The organism is Pandoraea nosoerga, from assembly GCF_902459585.1.
GTDB classification, from domain to species: Bacteria; Pseudomonadota; Gammaproteobacteria; order Burkholderiales; family Burkholderiaceae; genus Pandoraea; species Pandoraea nosoerga.
The window spans coordinates 71,024-88,348 of record NZ_CABPSC010000001.1 but is presented as its reverse complement, the minus strand read 5'-3'; the positions used below and the strand labels follow the sequence as shown (position 1 = coordinate 88,348).

Sequence of the window (17,325 nt, the reverse complement as noted above, 5' to 3'; positions counted from 1 at the left end):
CGTCGATCGCGTATTCGCCAACCTTCGGGTTTTCCCTTGATGTATTCGGCGAATCGATTTCGCGAATGGATCGAATCAATTTTTCACATGCAAGCAGGCATCTTAACCTGATCGGAACAAAAAAGAAGTCCCACCAATAACTCGATCCGCGAGATCGATCAGGAGACAAGATGACCCTCAAGATCAGGAGCCTGTTGTCGGGCTGCGCGCTCATTGCCGCTTGTGCGACACAGCAAGCGCATGCCTTCGAAAACTACGTGTCGCCTTACCCGGCGGGAGCGACGGCCAACGGCATTGCCTCGCTGCCTCCGATCCCCGGGCTCTTCATGCTGCAGCAATTCAGCTATACGTTTGCCAACGCGCTATATGGCAACGACGGCAACAAACTACCGATTCAATTCCGTTCGAGCGCCCCGGTCGCAACGACCCGCCTCATCGCCGCCTACCCGGTCAAGTTCCTGGGCGCCGATGTCTACTCGCAACTCGTCCTGCCGGTGGTCTCGCTGCACATGAACATCGCCGGGCAAAGCAGCACGCAAAACGGCCTGGCCAACATCACGGTCTCGCCGGTCATCCTGCAGTGGCGCCCGTCGTCGACCTTGACGCTTGCCACGGGCCTTGACCTCATGACGGCCTCGGGCTCCTACAGCCCCTCGAAAAACAGTGTTGCCGTGGGCTATTCGTCCCTGCAGCCGGTTTTTGCGATTCGCTACAACAACCCCGATGGATTCGACGTGGGGCTGTCCAACCGGCTCATGATCAACCAGACCAATCGCGACACGAACTATCACTCGGGGAGCGCCTACGTTGGCGAATTCACCGTCGGCTGGAACTTCGGGCCGTGGAAAGTCGGCGCCGTGGGCGCTTACCTGAACCAGTTCACCGACGACGCCCAGTCCGGCGTGACCGTCGGCGCCGGCAATCGCGCTCGCAGCTTCGCGATGGGCCCGTCGGTCTCCTATGACGGCCGCTGGTTCAACGTCGCCGTGAACTACCAGCAGGGCCTTTACGCGGCAAATACCGCCAAATCGAGCAGCGTGTGGCTGAACATCGCCATCCCGCTGCTCTGACGCAGCACGCATGCGCTGCGACTGACTTCTTTACGCTCACAAGGTTAGACAATGTTCCGCTATTTTCCGACCAACTACGTCTGGAATCTCTCCGTCAATCTGGCCATCGAGATGGGGGCACGCATGGGCGAGATCGAAACGATCTGCGCACCGCTGCAAGACGCCGCCAAACAACCCGATGCTGAGGGAACCCATGCATTTCGCCAGGCGTGGGTGGCCATGGCCGATCGGCTGCAAGCGCTTGCCGCCGAAGACGAGGCCCGCGGTCGCCAATTCTCGGCAGGCCAGAAATACAAGCGCGCGAGCGCTTACATGATCACCTGCGAGCGCATGCTCGCGCATGATTCGCCCGGGCGCGTCGAGCTCTATCAGCGCGCGCTGAAGTCTTTCGCCACGGGTATTGCGCTCACGGGCGAGAACTGTGAGCGCGTGGAGATCCCTTACGGTGAGGAGCATCTCTCGGCGTTGCTCGTGCGTGCGCCGGGCGTCGCGCGCGCGCCGGTGCTCGTGCAGGTCAATGGTCTGGACTCCATGAAAGAGATGAAGTACCTCGTCGGCTTGCCCGGGTGGCTGGCCGAGCGCGGCGTGTCGTCGCTCATCGTCGATCAGCCCGGCACCGGCGAGGCGCTTCGCCTGCATGGCATGCATGCACGCTTCGATGCCGAACATTGGGCAAGCCGCGTGGTCGACTGGCTCGAGACGCGCGAGGATATCGACGCGCAGCGTATCGGCATGGAGGGCGTCTCGCTCGGTGGGTATTACTGTCCGCGTGCGGTGGCGTTCGAGCCCCGCTTTGCGTGCGGCGTGGCGTGGGGAGCCAACCACGACTGGCGCGACGTGCAAAAGCAGCGCTTGAAGCGCGAGGGCGACTTCCCTGTGCCGCACTACTGGAATCACGTGTGCTGGGTGTGGGGAGCCAAGGACATCGACGATTTCATGCGCATCGCCGAGGACGTGCATCTCGATGGCGTGCTCGATCGAATTCGGGTGCCGTTTCTCGTAACGCACGGCGAGCGTGACTCGCAGATCCCGCTCTCGTGGGCGTATCGCACGTATGAGCAACTGGTCAACAGCCCCAAGCGCGAGTTGAAGATCTTCACCGATCGGGAGGGCGGGGTGCAGCATGCGAGCTTCGATAACTCGATCAACGCGGGCCATTACATCGCCGACTGGGTGGCCGAAACACTCGGCGGTCGCACCCGCCGCTAGCGCCCGCGCCGATGCCTCGCCTTCTTCCTCAAGCTGGAATGCATTCATGAATATCCTCGGACTCGAATACCTCGTGTTTGGCGTTGACGACATCGCCAGTGCTGCCCAATATCTGGTCGACTATGGCCTCGTCGCACAGCAACCCCCCGGCGAGGCCGGGCGGTTCACCGCGCTTGACGGCACTGCGATCGAAGTGTGGTCTGCCACTGACTCGCGCCTGCCTCCGGCACTGGGCACCACGAGTCAATTGCGCAAGACCGTTTATGGCGTGGCCGGCGCGCAAGATCTTGCGCAAATCGGCGAGGAGTTGAGGCGCGATCGCGAGGTGCGCGTACTCGCCGACGGCTCGTTGGAGACCGTGGACGATATGGGCTTCGCGCTGGGTTTTGTCGTCACCCGAAGGAAGGCGCTGAACATGCCCGCCGAAGCGATCAACGCGCCGGGGGCACCGGCGCAACGCCGACCCAACGTCGTGGCGGTGCGCGACGACATGTCGCTCACGCCGCGCACACTCTCGCATGTGGTCTATTTCGTACCGGACGCCGCACGAGCCGAAGCGTTCTATGTAGAGCGCCTGGGCTTTCGCTGCACGGATCGTTTCGAGGGCGTGGGCGGGTTCCTGCGCCCGGCAGGCACGCTCGATCACCACACGCTCTTCTTTATCCAGACGCCGCCGTTCATGAAGGGGTGCGAGCACTTCACGTTCCACATGGGCGGCCCGACCGAGTTGATGCATGCGGGCACGCGTCTCGTGGAAAAGGGCTATCAGTCGTTCTGGGGGCCGGGCCGGCACCGCTTCGGTTCGAACTGGTTCTGGTACTTCAATAGCCCTCTGGGGTGCCATGTCGAGTACGACGCCGACATGGACCAGCACGACGACCAGTGGTGCGCCCGTATTGCGCCGATGAGCGCCGACGCTTCGCAGTTGTTCCTGCTGCACCCGCGCGAGAAATGGGTGCCGGGCGGCTCGCCGGCAGGCGGTGCGCCGGCCGATGGGGAGAAAGCCTGATATGGCGGCCGGTCAATCATCGATTCGGGCCGGAGCTTGCCTGTGAGCTCACCGATCTTCCTGACGCATCTCGACGCCATACCGAACCCCGGTGCTCGCGGGTTCGATCCGCATGGCGCGGGGCACGACACGATGTTCGTAGTACGCAACGGGACCGAGGTGCGGGCGTGGCGCAACGCCTGTCCCCACTATGGCGATACGCCGATGGCCTGGCGAAAGGACGCCTACCTGAATCACGACGGCTCGCGCATTGTCTGCCACGCCCACGCCGCACAGTTCGATCCGGTGAGCGGCGCGTGCCTGGCGGGACCCTGTCTGGGCCAGTCGCTCACGCAACTTGCCCTGAAGGTCAACGCACGGGGTGAGGTGTTCCTCGTGGCTTGCGAGCGTGGCTTACCGTAACCGCGTTCAGGCGTCGCCAACACGGGCAAAAAACGTACAAAGAAGGAGACATCAAATGGATATGACAACCCAGCGCATGCTCGTGATCGGCGGCGGTTTCTCGGGTATGGCCACGGCCATCGAGGGCGCCAGGCGCGGCATGAAGGTCGATCTCGTGGAGATCGATCGCGATTGGCGCTCCTATGGCGCGGGGATCAGCATCAGTGGCCCCACGTTGCGAGCGCTGCGCACGCTTGGCGTGCTTGACGCCTTTCTCGAGCGGGGGGCGCTCGCCGACGGGCTGAAGCTGTTCGCGCCGCACGGCGCGCCGATCGCGCAGATCCCCACGCCGCGCCTGGCCGGTGACGAAGTGCCCGGCGGCGGTGCGATCATGCGCCCGGTGCTGGCCGACATTCTCGCCAGGGCCACGCTGGCGGCCGGCGTGAAGGTCAAACTTGGCATAACGTTTGCCAGCCTGTGCGCCAGCGGCGAGCAGGTCGATGTGACGTTTACTGACGGCACTGCCGGGAGCTACGAGCTCGTCGTGGGGGCCGACGGCCTTTACTCGAACGTGCGCAAGACCATTTTTGCCGACGCCGAACCCCCGCGCTATACCGGTCAGGGCGTGTGGCGCGCCGTCGTGCCGCGCCCGGAGGACGTGACAGGCACGGAAATGTGGCTCGGCGCGCGTGTGAAGGCGGGCATCAATCCGGTCTGCGCCGAACGGATGTACCTGTTCGTGACCGAAGACGCGCCGACTCGCAAATTCGTCGACCCGAAGCAGGCGCCGGACATGCTCAAGGCGCTGCTTGCCGAGTTCGCGGCGCCGCGGCTGCAAGCCGTGAGCCAGGCGCTCGACGAGCACGCGTCGGTGATCTACCGTCCCCTCGAGCGCCTGCTGCTGCGTCGCCCGTGGCATCGGGGCCGTATCGTGCTGGTCGGTGACGCCGTTCACGCCACCACACCGCACATGGCTTCGGGCGCCGGCATCGGCATCGAGGACGCGATCGTATTGGCCGAGGAGCTCGCGCGCGCCGCAACGATGATCGACGGTCTCGAGGCATTCGAGGCGCGTCGCTGGGAGCGTTGCCGGGTGGTTGTCGAAAACTCCGCTCGTCTAGGCGAGATCGAGATCACACGCGGCGACCGTGCGGAGCACGAGCGCATCATGCGCGAGACGCATCAGTATCTGGCGCAAGCCATCTGAGCCGGGAGCGCGTGATGAAACCCCACACGATGGCGCCTGCCGCCACGCCCGAGGCGGTATCGGGTACGCCCGCTCGCTTGCGCAGGTTCGGCGTGTTCTCGCTGATGATTGCGCACTGCGCCGGCATGATCGATCTCGCGGCATTGCCGCTGTGGATCTCGACGCTGGTAGGCCACTACGGCCTCGACCCGCAACGCGCGGGCGCGCTGCCCACGTTGTTTCTCGCCGGCGTGGTGCTGAGCAGCATGGCTTGTTCCCCACTGCTCGCACGCTTGCCTGCGCGCGCGATCGTGCCGACCGGCTTCGCGATCGCCGCCGCGGCATTCTTCGTCGCGCGCACGACGAGCCTCTACCCGGCCTTGGCGGCACTGCATGCCCTTGCCGGTCTGGCCGTGGGGGCGAGCCTGAGCCTTGCGCACGGCATCATCGGCCGCAGCGAGCGTCCGCACCGCGTGTTTGCGCTGGCGGGAATGAGCCTGGGGCTGGTTTCGATCGCGTTTCTGGGCATCTCGCCATCGCTCATCCAGGCGCACGGGGGCGGCACATTCTTCACGATCCTGTGTGCTGTCATGAGTGTGGCCGCGGTGGTCAGCGCGCTCGGTCTTCCCTTCACGGCGGCCTCGGCATCGTCCGCCGCCACCGCGGACGGCCACGGTGCGGCACGCGGCGCCGGGCCCAGGCTTGCCGCTCACGTCTGGTTCGGGATCGGTGGGGTGTGCGCGATGGCGCTCACCCAGGCGATGCTGATCAGTTTTGTCGTACACATCGGCACGGTGCGCGGCTTTGGCGAGACGGCGATTACCGCCGTGCTCGTTACGCTCGGAATGATCAATCTGGTGCCCGCGCCAGCCGCCGCGCTGCTCGAGCGGCGGCTCAATGCCCGGGCCGTGCTGTGCATCGGCCCTATCGTGCAGGCCGGGTTGGGCGTACTTATCACCGCAGACGCGGGGTTCGCCGCGTGGGCGGCGGCCAGCGCGATGCTCTCCGCGGTGATGATCTTTTGCCACACCTTTGCCTTTGGGATGCTCGCGCGGCTTGATCCCACCGGGCGAGCCGTGGCGGCTACGCCCGCCATGGTGATGACCGGTGCGGCCATCGGGCCGTTGCTCGGCGGCACGCTTGTCAAGTTCGTCTCGCTCGCGAGCCTCGGATACGCCGGCATGCTTTTCGGCGCTATCGCCCTGATGTGCTTCTCACGCATTCCCCATCGTTACGGCCAGCCGGAGGCCCCAAAGTGAAAGTCAAACACCGCTTCATCGACCTGTCGATCTATCTCGAAAACGACGTGCTGTCAGACCCGCCGCCGCTCGCGCCGAAAATCACGTACCAGAAGCATGCCGACACGCTGCCCGACTTCATGGCCATGCTCCCGGGGACGCGGGCAGAGGACTACCCCGACGGAGAGGCCGCCGCTGCGGAATGGGTAACCTTGACCACGCATAGCGGCACACACCTGGATGCGCCATGGCACTTCCACTCGACCATGGACGCGCGCCTGGGGCCGGCCAAGCCCTCGATCACGATCGATCAGGTGCCGCTCGAATGGTGTTTCCAAAGCGGTGTGAAGCTCGACTTTCGTCATTTTCCGGACGGGTACGTGGTCACGGCCGCCGATGTGGCTGCCGAGCTCGAGCGTATCGGGCACACGCTCGAGCCCCTGGACATCGTGCTGGTCAACACGCGCGCCGGGAGTCGCTACGGACACGCCGATTATGTGAACGCGGGGTGCGGCATGGGCCATGAGGCCACGCTGTACCTGCTCGAGCGAGGCGTTCGCCTGACGGGGACCGACGCGTGGAGCTGGGATGCGCCGTTCAGCTACACGGCACGGCGTGTCGCGCAGACCGGCGACAAATCGCTGATCTGGGAGGGACATAAGGCCGGACGAGAGATCGGATACTGCCATCTCGAAAAACTGCACAATCTCGAAGCGCTGCCTGCCTTCGGTTTTACCGTGAGCTGTTTCCCCCACAAGATCCGTGCCGCCTCGGCCGGCTGGACCCGCGCGGTGGCCATTCTGGACGAGGTGGAGCAATGAAATTCGCGACGCTGGCCAATGGCACCCGCGACGGGCAACTGCTGATCGTCTCGCGCGACCTCACGCGCGCCGTGCCGGCCGACGGTATTGCGTCGAGTCTGATCGAGGCAATCGAGCGCTGGGAGGAAGTCGAGGCCGCACTGCAACGGCGCTACGATGCGCTGAACGACACGGGCAGCACCATGCACAGCGCTCAGGCGAGGACGTTCGATGCGCGCGCCTGTGCCGCGCCGCTGCCGCGCAGCCCCCAATGGTGCGACGCATCGGCCTTCCTCAATCACGGACGTCTGATGGAGCGGGCATTCAACACGGCTCCGATCCCGGATTTCGACACGATCCCGGTCATGTACCAGGGCGCCAGCGACGATTTTCTGGGGCCTCACGTCGATGTGCCCCAGGCGAGCGAGGCCGACGGCATCGATTTCGAGGGGGAGTTCGGTGTCATTGTCGACCGGGTGCCGATGGGCGTGAGCGCGTCGGACGCGCTCGGGCACGTGCGGCTGCTCGTGCAACTCAATGACTGGAGCTTGCGGGCACTGGGCCCGCGCGAAATGCGCACCGGCTTTGGATTCCTGCAAGCCAAGCCGTCCACGAGCTTTGCCCCGATCGCGCTCACCCCCGACGAACTGGGGGCCGACTGGCGCGACGGTCGGGTGCACCTTCGTTTGCACGTGCAGCGCAACGACGAGTGGATCGGGCAGCCCAGCGGCAGCGAGATGAATTTCGATTTCGGCAGGCTTATCGCGCACGCGGCGCGCACGCGCCAACTGAGCCCGGGTACGATCATCGGTTCCGGCACGGTCTCGAATGTGGCGCGTGAGGCCGGCTCGGCATGCCTGGCCGAGCGCCGCGGCATCGAGATCCTGGCGCATGGTGAAGCGCGTACCCGCTATCTGGCGTTTGGCGAGCGCGTGAGAATGGTCGCGCTGGATGCCGCCGGCGGCGCCCCGTTCGGAGAAATCGAACAGCGGATCGTGCCGGGCTGTTGAATCGGCGGCGACGCGCCTGTGCGGCAAACGCCCATGCGCGGCGCCCTCGCCCGCAATGCCGAAGACGCTTGAAAAATCCGGCGCGGCCTGTGCCCGGCGGCCTCATGCGCTGTTCGTGCTAAGATCATTGACTGATCAAACATTGATCCGTCCAAAAAATGGCCCCCACTCCGACCACCCCGCATTCGGCGGGGCAGGTATTGCCTTTCCGGCAGTCGCTCGTGGCGATGCTCGGCCTTTGTTTCTGCACGATGATGGTCGCGCTCGACCAGACAGTCGTCGGTACCGCGCTGCCAACCATCGTTGCTGAACTCAAAGGGTTCGAGTACTACGCCTGGGTCGCGACGTCCTATCTCCTCACGTCGGTCATTACCGTGCCGATCTTCGGCCGGCTGGGCGACTTCTACGGCCGCAAGCTCTTCGTCATGACGGCCATCGTCGTTTTCACCGCCGCTTCCGTGCTGTGCGGCGCGGCGAGCAGCATGCCGTTCCTTGTCGTCGCTCGCGCGTTGCAAGGCATCGGCGGCGGCATGCTCGTCGGCACTGCGTTCGCCTGCGTCCCGGAACTGTTCCCCGACGCCCACGTTCGCCTGCGCTGGCAAGTCATGCTCAGCTCGGCCTTCGGCATCGCCAACGCCATCGGCCCCTCGCTCGGCGGCTTCCTCACCGAAGGCTTCGGCTGGCGCTCCGTGTTCTACGTCAACCTGCCCGTCGGCCTCGCCGGGCTGTGGTTCGTCGGCCGCCACCTGCCCCATATGCGCGCCGAGGAGCATGCCAAGGCGAGCATCGACTGGCTCGGCGCATTGCTCATCACCGCCGCGCTCGGCAGCCTGCAGATGCTCGTCGAATGGTTGCCTGCCGACGGCCTCTCGCGCGGCGTGCTCGCCCTCATCGTCGTGCTGGTGATTTCGTCCTACCTGCTCTATCGCTGGGAACAGCGCACGTCGCACCCGATTCTGCCGTTCGAGATGTTCCGGGACAAAAGCCTCGCGCCGCTCTTCGTGCTGTCGGTCTTCGCGGGCTTCTCGATGTTCGGCATCCTGTTCTACGCGCCGCTGCTGCTGCAGGGCGGCTTCGGACTCTCGCCGCGCGAGACCGGCCTGCTGGTCACGCCGATGGTCGTGTGCATTACCGTGGGCAGCATCGTGAACGGCCGGCTCATCACACGGCTGCCCAATCCGAACGTGATGCTCTACGGCGGCTTCGTGCTGCTCGCGCTCGCTTGCGCCGGCGTCATCACCACGCATCGCGGCACGTCGCACGGCTTGATCGCCGCCTATATGCTGCTCGCCGGTCTCGGACTCGGTTTCGTCATGCCGAACCTGACGGTGTTCGCGCAGGAAGTCGCCGGACGCGCCCATCTCGGCATCGCCACCGCCGTCATGCAATCGTTGCGCATGATCGGCGGGATGCTCGGCACGGCGATCGTGGGGACGCTCGTCAACCACAGCTACACGTCCCGTGTGAAGGATTCGCTCGCCGCCGGCGGCGGCGCACAGTGGACGGCACGGCTCTCGGACCCGCAGATTCTCGTCAACGCCGACGCGCGGAACGATTTCCTGATGACGCTCGCGCACATGAACCAGAACGGCGCGCTGTTCATCGAGTCGGCCCGCAACGCGCTCGTCGCGTCGATTCACAACGGCCAGATGGTGTCGCTCGCGGCAGCGCTGGCCGGCCTCTGGTTCGTGCGGCGCGTGCCGCTCATCCGGCTCACGCGCGGCGCGAAGCCGCAGCCGCCCGCAGGGGAGTGACGCCATGGCCACACCCATGAAGCGGAATGTCATCCAGCAACTCAGCCTGACCTATCGCGCGATGATGCTCGCCTTCGACGCCCAGGTCGGCCATCCGCTGCCGCGCTGGCGCATCATCCTGGCGTTGGCCGAGCGCGGCACCTGCTCGCAGAAATTCCTCGCGGAACACTGCCGTCTCGATCCGGCCTCGCTCACCCGCCAGTTGCAGTCGATGGAGGCGCTCGGGTGGCTCTCGCGGGCGACGGACCCGGACGACAACCGTCTTACCAATGTGACGCTGACGGCCGCCGGGATGGCCGTGCACGACGAGGCGACGCCGCGCCGGCAGGCGTTCTTCGACGACGCGCTCGCCGGCATGACCCCCGAGGAAATCGCGACGCTGGAGAGCGCGCTCACGCATCTGGAAGCGCAGTTCAAGGCGGTGGTCGCACGCGCTAAGGCGGGCTCGGCGGGCGATGCGGCGGTGAGGTCGGGCGCGCGAGCGAAGCGGCCGGCAGAGCCGCACGCGCCTGCTGCCCACAGAAGGTAAAAACGTCGCCCTCAGTGCGAACCGAGCGCCGAGCCCCCGGGCGTCGGCATGAAGTCGACCTCAGCGGCCTTCATGACGAAGTGCGACGAGGCACGCGTTCAAGCCTCGCGGTTCAGGCGTATTGCGCGAGCCCGTGTCCCAGCGACCAGTTTTCTTTCACGACCTCGACGAGGCTCACGAACACGTCCTCCGGGCGGATGCCGGGATTTTCACCAAGCAATTCCGCGATCCGCCGGAACAGCGCCTTCTTTTGCTCGACCGTGCGAGTGTTGTTCGCGGTGATCTGAATGAACACCAGATCGTCGCTTCGAGCGACACCGAGGTAAGACGCGCCGTAGCGAAAGTTCGCAGCCGCATGTTCGGTCAAGGCCATGAACTGGTCGTCTTCGGGAACGTTGAATGTTTCGCGCATCGCGCGATAAACGCCGTCGAAGATCGCCTGCCTGTAAGCCTCCGACTTTCCGGCGCGCAACGAGATATGAGCGAGTGGCATCGTGAGTTCCCTTCCTGGTTGTCCCGCTTCATACTAGCTATTCTGATAACGTATGTATCTTTATTTCAGTGATAACGATTTGAAATGGCTGAGCGCGCCCTCGATCTGGAAGCCGTCAGAGCCTTCATCCGCATTGCGGAACTGGGAAGTTTCACGCGCGCTGCCGAAGCGTTGCGGACCACACAGGCGGCGGTCAGCCTGAAGCTGAAGCGGCTCGAAGAAAGGCTGGGTTTCAGGCTTGTCGAACGAACGCCCCGATACGTGGAGCTATCGGCCCACGGCGCGACCTTTCTCGAGCATGCGCGCAAGCTCATAGAGGCACATGACCGGGCGATCTCGGTGGTTGCGGTAGCCCGGCAGCGCCTCACCATCGGCATCAGCGACCATGTGGCAGGCCCGGAACTGCCTGCGCTGATTGGACGCATGAACGCACAGGACCCTCAACTACTGATCGAAATCCGGATCGGGTCGTCAGGGGAACTGCTTCAGAGTTTCGAGCGCAGGGAACTCGATACGGTGATCGTTCGCTTCCACGCGGGGCGAAGCGATGGCGAAATCCTCGCCGAAGAAAAGTTCGGCTGGTTTGCAACGCCCGGCTGGCAGCATCGCGCGGGAGAGCCTCTGCCGCTGGCTACGATGGCCGAACCCTGTGGCGTGCGGGCCATGGCCGGGCAACTTCTCGACGAGGCCGGCATACCGTGGACGGAAGTGTTCGTTGGCGGCGGCGTGATGGCGGTCGCCGCCGCCGTCATGGCCGGGCTCGGCGTTGCGGCGCTTTCCGCGCGCATGGTGCCGTTTGGGGCGGTCGACGTAGGCTCCAGACTGGCACTGCCGGAGCTGCCGCGGCTGCCCATTGTGCTTCACACAAGGGTCAGGGACGGCCGAGCGCGCGATGCGCTGAGCGCGCTTTGCGCGGCCTTTCGAAGCGTGGTGCGAAACTGACCGCCCTTACGTTGCCACGGGGCGCGGCAAGGGCCGGCGCGCCGCGCGCTATCAGAAGAACGTCTGCACGATGTCAACGACGTTGTAATCGCCGTCGACCACCGGGAGGTGGCGCCATTTGTCGAACGTCAGGCACGGATGCGAGATGTCGAACGCGATCATGTCGCCCACGCGGATGTCGTCTCCCGGCGCGATGCGCAGATACGCGTGCTGGTCCATCATGCCGGTGACTTCCCAATGCCCCGGCGTGGCCTTCGGCGCCTTGCTCTGCCCCGGCCGGAAGTGCTGCGCCGGTTCCGGCATGCCCGCATCGAACGCCGCGTCCCGTTTGCCTAGCGCAATGATCGCGCGCTCGGGCTCGGGCACCGACTGCACGTAGGCCCACAGTTGCAGCGCCGGCTGCAATTGCGAGCGCATCTGCCTGGCGATGGGGTTGCGCGTGGCGATCTGCGCCTGCGCCGCCTTGTAAATGCCCACGTCGTGCGTGAGGTAACAGCCCGGGCGCAGCACCACGTCGAGCGGCGCGCCCACGTCCTTGTGCGAAAACTCTTCGGCGACCACGTCGTACCAGGCCGAGCCCGCGCCCGAGAGCACCGCGGGCGTGCGCTCGATGCGCCTTGCCGCGACCAGATCGCGCGTGATGCCGACGGCGCGCTGCAGGAACGCGCGAATGTCCGCCTCGGTGCTCAGCACGCCCTCGTAGACTTCCACGCCGGCCAGTTTCACCGCGTCGTGATATTGCGCGAGGGCGTCGAGCACGGCCTGCTGCTGGGCTGCGTCACGCACGCCGGTGCGCCCGCCCGCCACGCCCAGCTCGACGAGCACCTGGATCGACTGGCCGCGCGCGCGGAAAAACTGGCCGAGATGCTCGACCGCGGCGGCGGAATCCACCAGACAGAAGAATTCGAAGTCGGGATCCTTTAGCAAGTCGGCGATGAGCGCCATGTTGCGCTTGCCCACCAGTTGGTTCGCCATGAGCACACGGCGCACGCCGTGGTGATACGCCGCGCCCGTCTGCTGCGCGGTCGCGAGCGTGATGCCCCAGGCGCCGCCCTCGAGCTGGCGGCGGAAAAGCTTGGGCGCCATCGTCGTCTTGCCGTGCGGCGCGAGCTTGACCCCGTACTCGTGCACGAAGCGCTGCATCCACGCGAGGTTGTGGCGGATCTTCTCCTCATAGAGCACCGCCGTGGGCAGGCTCAGATCCTCCGCGAGCAGATTCCAGCCCAGACCCTTCGTGGACGAGGGCGCCAGCGGGGCCTGCAGCGCGCCGAGACCCTTGTTGAGGGTATCGATCATGCCATGTTGATAGTTTGTATCATTCATCGAGAATTCTCCGCGAAGCATGGGCTGAAAGGGCACGTCGATGGGACGGTGCATTTCCCAGTGGCCCCTATATTAGCGTTTAATGACCCGCGTTTGACAATTTTGTTATAAAGTAACAAAAAATCGGAAAACCCTTCACATTCAGAAAGGCGCCTTGTCGGTGACGCGTTTGCGCGCCGCTCGCACCTGGCGCCGCGATGACCGGAACTATGGCGGAAACCTTCGACATCGTGACGCGCGTGGCCGAGCGCAGCGATACGCTGAGCCAGGCGGAGCGAAAAGTTGCGCAGATCGTGCTGGAAGACGTGGCAGGCGCTGCCGCCGCGTCGATCAATGTCCTGGCCGAGCGCGCCGGCGTAAGCGAAGCGAGCGTCACCCGCTTTGCCAAGGCGATGGGCTGCCGCGATGTGCGCGACCTCAAGCTGCGCCTCGCGCAGGCCGCCGTGGTCGGCCAGCGCTTCTTTGGCGCAAACGCGGCCAATGGACAGGACGGCGCAGGCGAGACCATCGACCGCATCGCGGACGACATCCAGACCACGCTCCAGGTGCATCGCGGCCTGATCAAGCCGGACGCGGTGCGGCGCGCGGCAGCGCGTTTGCAGTCCGCGCGCATGGTGTACGCGTTCGGCATGGGCGGCGGCTCGTCGCTGATGGCCGACGAGGCACGCTATCGGCTCGTGCGCCTGGGGCGGCCTGTTGCCAGCTATCAGGATGCGGTGCTCATGCGCATGGTTGCCGGCACGCTGGGCCGGGACGACGTCGTGCTGGCCTTCTCGGTGAGCGGCCACACGCCGGAGTTGGTGTCGGCGTGCGAGATCGCCAGGGAATACGGCGCGCAGGTGGTGGCCGTCACGGCGACGGGCTCGCCGCTCGCGGCGCTGGCCGACGACGTGCTGCCGATCCGTGCACTCGAAACGGATTTCATTTTCAAACCGTCGTCGTCGCGTTACGCGATGCTGCTGGCGATGGATGTCCTGGCCACGGAGCTGGCGTTGCTCGCCAAGCCGCAGAGCCAGGCGCTGTTGCGGCGGATCAAGTACGTGCTCGACACGCATCGGGGCGGCGGCGATCGCCAGCCTCTGGGAGACTGACATGACGGACTGCCTCGCAAAACGAACGGTCGACACCCTCATTGCCGGTGTGCGGCTCGCCGACGGCTCCGGCGCGCCCGTGCCCGACGAGCGCTTTGACGTGGCGCTGCTCGACGGCCGCATCGACACCATCGCGCCGGCCGGCGCACTCGGCGGCTGGCAGGCGGCACAGCGGATTGACGGCGCAGGCTTCGTGCTGAGCCCCGGTTTCATCGACGTACACACGCACGATGACACGAACGTGGTGCGCACGCCCGAGATGACGCCGAAGCTCTCGCAGGGTGTGACGACGGTCGTCGTGGGCAATTGCGGCATCAGCGCTTCGCCGGTTTCCCTCAAGGGCGAGCCGCCCGATCCCATGAACCTGCTCGGCGACGCCGACGCGTTCCGCTACCCGACGTTCGCGGCGTATGTCGAGGCGCTGGAAAAGGCCCAGCCGGCCATCAACGTCGCGGCGCTCATCGGCCACACGGCACTGCGCAACAACCATATGGACCGGCTCGATCGGCCCGCCACCGAGGCGGAGATCGACGGCATGCGCGCGCAATTGCGCGAAGCGCTCGAACACGGCGCGCTGGGGCTGTCGACCGGACTGGCCTACGCCAACGCCAACGCCGCGCCGACCGAGGAGGTGCTCGCGCTGGCCGAGCCGCTCGCCGAGGCCGGCGGGCTCTATGCGACCCATCTGCGCACGGAATTTGCCGAGATTCTGGAGGCGCTCGACGAAGCGTTTCGCATCGGGCGCCACGCACGGGTGCCGGTGGTCGTTTCGCATTTGAAATGCGCGGGCGTCGAGAACTGGGGGCGCAGCACGGAGATCCTCGACGCGCTGGACAAGGCTCGGCGCTTTCAGCCGGTCGGCTGCGATTGCTATCCGTACACCGCGAGCTCCTCCACGCTCGATCTGAAGCAGGTCACCGACGACTTCGACATCCTCGTGACGTGGTCTCAGCCGCATCCCGATCAGGGCGGCAAGCTGCTTGCGACGATCGCGGCCGAGTGGGGCGTCGACCTGATGGAAGCCGCACGGCGCCTGCAGCCGGCAGGGGCCGTCTATCACTGCATGGAAGAAGACGACGTGCGTCGCATTCTGCGGCATCCGGCGACGGTGGTCGGGTCCGATGGCCTGCCGAACGATCCGTTGCCTCATCCGCGCCTGTGGGGCGCGTTCCCGCGCGTGCTCGGTCGCTACAGCCGCGACCAGCAGTTGTTTCCGCTCGCCGAAGCGGTACACAAGATGACGGGGCTTTGCGCGCAACGCTTCGGATTGACGGGCCGTGGCTTCGTGCGCGAGGGCTACTGGGCCGACCTGGTGCTGTTCGACCCGGCGACGGTGGCCGACGCGGCCACGTTCACCGATCCGATGCAGCCGGCCTACGGCATCAAGGCGGTGTGGGTCAACGGCGTGCTGTCCTGGCAGGATCGCGCGCCCACCGGCGGCGCGCGTGCGGGGCGCTTCGTGCGGCGCGGCACGCCGCAACCGGTTCTCTGAGCGAGAGTGGAAGTCGATTCATCGAGATTTTGATCAAGGAGTGATGATGAGCATCAAACGATACGGCGTAGAAGGCGGGCAGGGTACGGGCGGCCAGCGCATGCCCTTTGCGCGCGCAACCGAGGCCGATGGCTTCCTGTTCGTGTCGGGACAGACGCCCATGAAAGACGGCGAAGTGATCGACGGGGGCATCGTCGCCCAGTCGCATCAGGCAATCCGGAACATGCTGGCGATTCTTGCCGAAGCCGGCTACGGTCCCGAGCACGTGATGCGCATCGGCGTCTGGCTCGACGATCCGCGTGATTTCGCATCGTTCAACAAGGTGTTCAAGGAGTATTTCGGCGACCATCCGCCGGCACGCGCGTGCGTGGTCTCGAGCATGGTCATCGACTGCAAGGTCGAAATCGACTGCGTGGCATACAAGAAGCCCGCGGCTTGAGGGCAAGTCGCGCGGCAAACGCGGCGCGGCAGGCGCCGCAGCCGCAGCGAGCGTGATGTCCCTCGCGGCGCCCGGCGCGGCGGCGGACGCGGGCTCGACCAATAGCGACAATATCGACAATAGCGGCCGGCGAACTCGCCGGCCGTTTTCGTTTTCAGCTCGCGCATTTCCGTTGACGGATACGGCGGTTCCCGTTTCGCAAAGTCGGCGGGCCACCTTCGATGGCCGATGCCGGCGCGGGCGCGCAATCTCTCCCCACCTATCCATGAGGAGGAGACGGCAGTGAGACTAGACCCCGCTTCGACCACATCCGCCCCGTTCGTCCCGGCCGCTCAGGCCGCGCCCGATGCCCATGATGTCCCCGATGCCCGTGATGCCGCGCGCGTGACCCTCGACTTCCCCGTGGCGCCCGACGAGGTTCGGCTGCACTCGCGCACGGCCAGCCGCCTCGCCCGCGCGGGGTGCGCCGCGGGCCTGGCCGGCGTAGCCTGCACGGTGCTCGGCATTGCAAGCTTTGCCGGTGGCGCGTACCTGTGCCTCGATGCCGCCTCGGACGTCGCCGACGGCGCCCCCGGCAGGGAGCCGTGGGCCGCCTACGCCGTGGGCGGGACGCTGGTCGGCATGGCGGCGATTTCGATCTCGATCGGCTTGCATCAGGTGGGCGCGTGTTTGCGCAAGCGCCGCGAGGCGGCGGAGCATATGCGCTTGCTGAGCCTGAGCGCGCATTACGCACCGCTTGGGGGCCGAGCCCATGATCCCGCTTGATAAGGGCAATGACGGCGCACCGACGTCGGCGCACATCGCCGGGGAAATCGAAGCGGCGCTCGCACTGGTGCGCGACGAGGTGCAGCACCGCGAGGCGATGGGCATGCCGCGGCCCGGCGAGTGGGACGCCGCGCAGTGCGATGCGGCCTATCGCTGCGGCTACGGGGCATTCGAGCGCGGCGACTACGTGCAGGCCATCGAATGCTTCGCGCCATTGCTCTCGGCATGCCCCATGCATGCCGATTACGCCGTGGCGCTCGCGCTGTCGCTGGAGCGCCACGGCGAACCAAAGGCCGCGTTGCCGCTACTCATGGCGGCGGCCTTGCTGGACCAGGATGCGCCCGGTCCGATGTATCGCGTGGGCGAGTGCCTGCTGGCGCTCGATTATCGCGACGCGGCTTGCCAGGCGATGAAGGAGACGCTCGATCGCTGCGGCAGGGAGCCCAGATACGAGAAGGTACGAAATGCAGCGCGCAGCATCATGGCGCAGGCCGCGCTGCGCTGAAATACGCCGGTCCTCGGAGGGAAGTGAGTGAAGCTGTTGGTGGCGACGGGCGCGCAGCCCCTCGCCACCTTTTTTATGGCCCGCGTGCC

At 65.8% G+C, this 17,325-nt stretch carries 18 protein-coding genes; 16 read left to right on the top strand and 2 right to left on the bottom strand.

All coding sequences use genetic code 11. From position 1 onward, the window contains the following. Positions 1-170 precede the first annotated feature (170 nt). The 10 genes from PNO31109_RS00410 (at position 171) to PNO31109_RS00365 (ending at position 10,186) form a co-directional block, all read left to right on the top strand. Positions 171-1,070 (top strand): SphA family protein, encoded by a 900-nt coding sequence (locus tag PNO31109_RS00410; RefSeq protein ID WP_150553669.1) that lies wholly within the window; start codon positions 171-173, stop codon positions 1,068-1,070. A gap of 51 nt (positions 1,071-1,121) precedes the next feature. After that, positions 1,122-2,279 carry an alpha/beta hydrolase family protein gene (locus PNO31109_RS00405; protein ID WP_150553668.1) on the top strand — a complete coding sequence of 386 codons (1,158 nt, stop codon included), beginning with the start codon at positions 1,122-1,124 and terminating at the stop codon, positions 2,277-2,279. Between the two features lie 46 nt (positions 2,280-2,325). Further along, entirely contained in the window at positions 2,326-3,288 is a 963-nt protein-coding gene (locus PNO31109_RS00400; protein ID WP_150553667.1) for a VOC family protein, read from the top strand. Positions 3,289-3,330: 42 nt separating this feature from the next. Then, positions 3,331-3,690 carry a Rieske (2Fe-2S) protein gene (locus PNO31109_RS00395; RefSeq protein WP_370749541.1) on the top strand — a complete coding sequence of 120 codons (360 nt, stop codon included), beginning with the start codon at positions 3,331-3,333 and terminating at the stop codon, positions 3,688-3,690. A 55-nt stretch (positions 3,691-3,745) separates the two neighbouring features. Continuing rightward, entirely contained in the window at positions 3,746-4,876 is a 1,131-nt protein-coding gene (locus PNO31109_RS00390) for an FAD-dependent oxidoreductase (protein ID WP_150553666.1), read from the top strand. A 14-nt stretch (positions 4,877-4,890) separates the two neighbouring features. Beyond that, positions 4,891-6,114: an MFS transporter gene (locus PNO31109_RS00385; protein ID WP_150553665.1), complete on the top strand. Its 1,224-nt coding sequence runs from the start codon at positions 4,891-4,893 to the stop codon at positions 6,112-6,114. Beyond that, on the top strand, positions 6,111-6,914 hold the full coding sequence (locus tag PNO31109_RS00380) for a cyclase family protein (protein WP_150553664.1): 804 nt from the start codon (positions 6,111-6,113) through the stop codon (positions 6,912-6,914). The genes PNO31109_RS00385 and PNO31109_RS00380 overlap by 4 nt, the downstream gene beginning before the upstream one ends. Further along, positions 6,911-7,903, top strand: a complete 993-nt coding sequence (locus tag PNO31109_RS00375) for a fumarylacetoacetate hydrolase family protein (protein ID WP_150553663.1) — start codon at positions 6,911-6,913, stop codon at positions 7,901-7,903. Before PNO31109_RS00380 ends, PNO31109_RS00375 begins: the two co-directional genes overlap by 4 nt. Before the next feature lie 158 nt (positions 7,904-8,061). Next, on the top strand, positions 8,062-9,657 hold the full coding sequence (locus tag PNO31109_RS00370; protein ID WP_150553662.1) for an MDR family MFS transporter: 1,596 nt from the start codon (positions 8,062-8,064) through the stop codon (positions 9,655-9,657). A gap of 4 nt (positions 9,658-9,661) precedes the next feature. Continuing rightward, complete coding sequence (locus tag PNO31109_RS00365) at positions 9,662-10,186, top strand: MarR family winged helix-turn-helix transcriptional regulator (protein WP_150553661.1); 525 nt, start codon at positions 9,662-9,664, stop codon at positions 10,184-10,186. Between the two features lie 112 nt (positions 10,187-10,298). On the opposite strand, the gene PNO31109_RS00360 is transcribed toward PNO31109_RS00365, so the two are convergent. Then, complete coding sequence (locus PNO31109_RS00360; protein WP_150553660.1) at positions 10,299-10,679, bottom strand: tautomerase family protein; 381 nt, start codon at positions 10,677-10,679, stop codon at positions 10,299-10,301. Positions 10,680-10,763: 84 nt separating this feature from the next. Between PNO31109_RS00360 and PNO31109_RS00355 the strand changes: the two genes are divergently transcribed. Next, entirely contained in the window at positions 10,764-11,621 is an 858-nt protein-coding gene (locus PNO31109_RS00355; protein ID WP_150553659.1) for a LysR family transcriptional regulator, read from the top strand. A gap of 51 nt (positions 11,622-11,672) precedes the next feature. Here the strand turns inward: PNO31109_RS00355 and PNO31109_RS00350 are convergent, their stop codons facing one another. After that, positions 11,673-12,944: an amino acid deaminase gene (locus PNO31109_RS00350; RefSeq protein ID WP_150553658.1), complete on the bottom strand. Its 1,272-nt coding sequence runs from the start codon at positions 12,942-12,944 to the stop codon at positions 11,673-11,675. 209 nt (positions 12,945-13,153) lie between these two features. Between PNO31109_RS00350 and PNO31109_RS00345 the strand changes: the two genes are divergently transcribed. From PNO31109_RS00345 to PNO31109_RS00325, 5 genes are all read left to right on the top strand, one after another. Beyond that, positions 13,154-14,035, top strand: a complete 882-nt coding sequence (locus PNO31109_RS00345) for a MurR/RpiR family transcriptional regulator (RefSeq protein ID WP_150553657.1) — start codon at positions 13,154-13,156, stop codon at positions 14,033-14,035. Position 14,036: 1 nt separating this feature from the next. Beyond that, entirely contained in the window at positions 14,037-15,527 is a 1,491-nt protein-coding gene (locus tag PNO31109_RS00340) for an N-acyl-D-amino-acid deacylase family protein (protein ID WP_150553656.1), read from the top strand. Between the two features lie 46 nt (positions 15,528-15,573). After that, positions 15,574-15,966 (top strand): RidA family protein, encoded by a 393-nt coding sequence (locus tag PNO31109_RS00335; protein ID WP_206111379.1) that lies wholly within the window; start codon positions 15,574-15,576, stop codon positions 15,964-15,966. Between the two features lie 282 nt (positions 15,967-16,248). Then, positions 16,249-16,731 (top strand): hypothetical protein, encoded by a 483-nt coding sequence (locus tag PNO31109_RS00330; RefSeq protein ID WP_051129392.1) that lies wholly within the window; start codon positions 16,249-16,251, stop codon positions 16,729-16,731. Next, positions 16,718-17,236, top strand: coding sequence for a hypothetical protein (locus PNO31109_RS00325; RefSeq protein ID WP_150553655.1), 519 nt, complete (start codon positions 16,718-16,720; stop codon positions 17,234-17,236). Before PNO31109_RS00330 ends, PNO31109_RS00325 begins: the two co-directional genes overlap by 14 nt. Positions 17,237-17,325 lie beyond the last annotated feature (89 nt).

Bases quoted from the DNA above. Each gene is read 5' to 3' on its own strand.
- PNO31109_RS00410 (WP_150553669.1), top strand. From the start codon at position 171: ATGACCCTCAAGATCAGGAGCCTGTTGTCGGGCTGCGCGCTCATTGCC.
- PNO31109_RS00405 (WP_150553668.1), top strand. From the start codon at position 1,122: ATGTTCCGCTATTTTCCGACCAACTACGTCTGGAATCTCTCCGTCAAT.
- PNO31109_RS00400 (WP_150553667.1), top strand. From the start codon at position 2,326: ATGAATATCCTCGGACTCGAATACCTCGTGTTTGGCGTTGACGACATC.
- PNO31109_RS00390 (WP_150553666.1), top strand. From the start codon at position 3,746: ATGGATATGACAACCCAGCGCATGCTCGTGATCGGCGGCGGTTTCTCG.
- PNO31109_RS00385 (WP_150553665.1), top strand. From the start codon at position 4,891: ATGAAACCCCACACGATGGCGCCTGCCGCCACGCCCGAGGCGGTATCG.
- PNO31109_RS00375 (WP_150553663.1), top strand. From the start codon at position 6,911: ATGAAATTCGCGACGCTGGCCAATGGCACCCGCGACGGGCAACTGCTG.
- PNO31109_RS00370 (WP_150553662.1), top strand. From the start codon at position 8,062: ATGGCCCCCACTCCGACCACCCCGCATTCGGCGGGGCAGGTATTGCCT.
- PNO31109_RS00365 (WP_150553661.1), top strand. From the start codon at position 9,662: ATGGCCACACCCATGAAGCGGAATGTCATCCAGCAACTCAGCCTGACC.
- PNO31109_RS00360 (WP_150553660.1), bottom strand. From the start codon at position 10,679: ATGCCACTCGCTCATATCTCGTTGCGCGCCGGAAAGTCGGAGGCTTAC.
- PNO31109_RS00355 (WP_150553659.1), top strand. From the start codon at position 10,764: ATGGCTGAGCGCGCCCTCGATCTGGAAGCCGTCAGAGCCTTCATCCGC.
- PNO31109_RS00350 (WP_150553658.1), bottom strand. From the start codon at position 12,944: ATGAATGATACAAACTATCAACATGGCATGATCGATACCCTCAACAAG.
- PNO31109_RS00345 (WP_150553657.1), top strand. From the start codon at position 13,154: ATGGCGGAAACCTTCGACATCGTGACGCGCGTGGCCGAGCGCAGCGAT.
- PNO31109_RS00340 (WP_150553656.1), top strand. From the start codon at position 14,037: ATGACGGACTGCCTCGCAAAACGAACGGTCGACACCCTCATTGCCGGT.
- PNO31109_RS00335 (WP_206111379.1), top strand. From the start codon at position 15,574: ATGAGCATCAAACGATACGGCGTAGAAGGCGGGCAGGGTACGGGCGGC.
- PNO31109_RS00325 (WP_150553655.1), top strand. From the start codon at position 16,718: ATGATCCCGCTTGATAAGGGCAATGACGGCGCACCGACGTCGGCGCAC.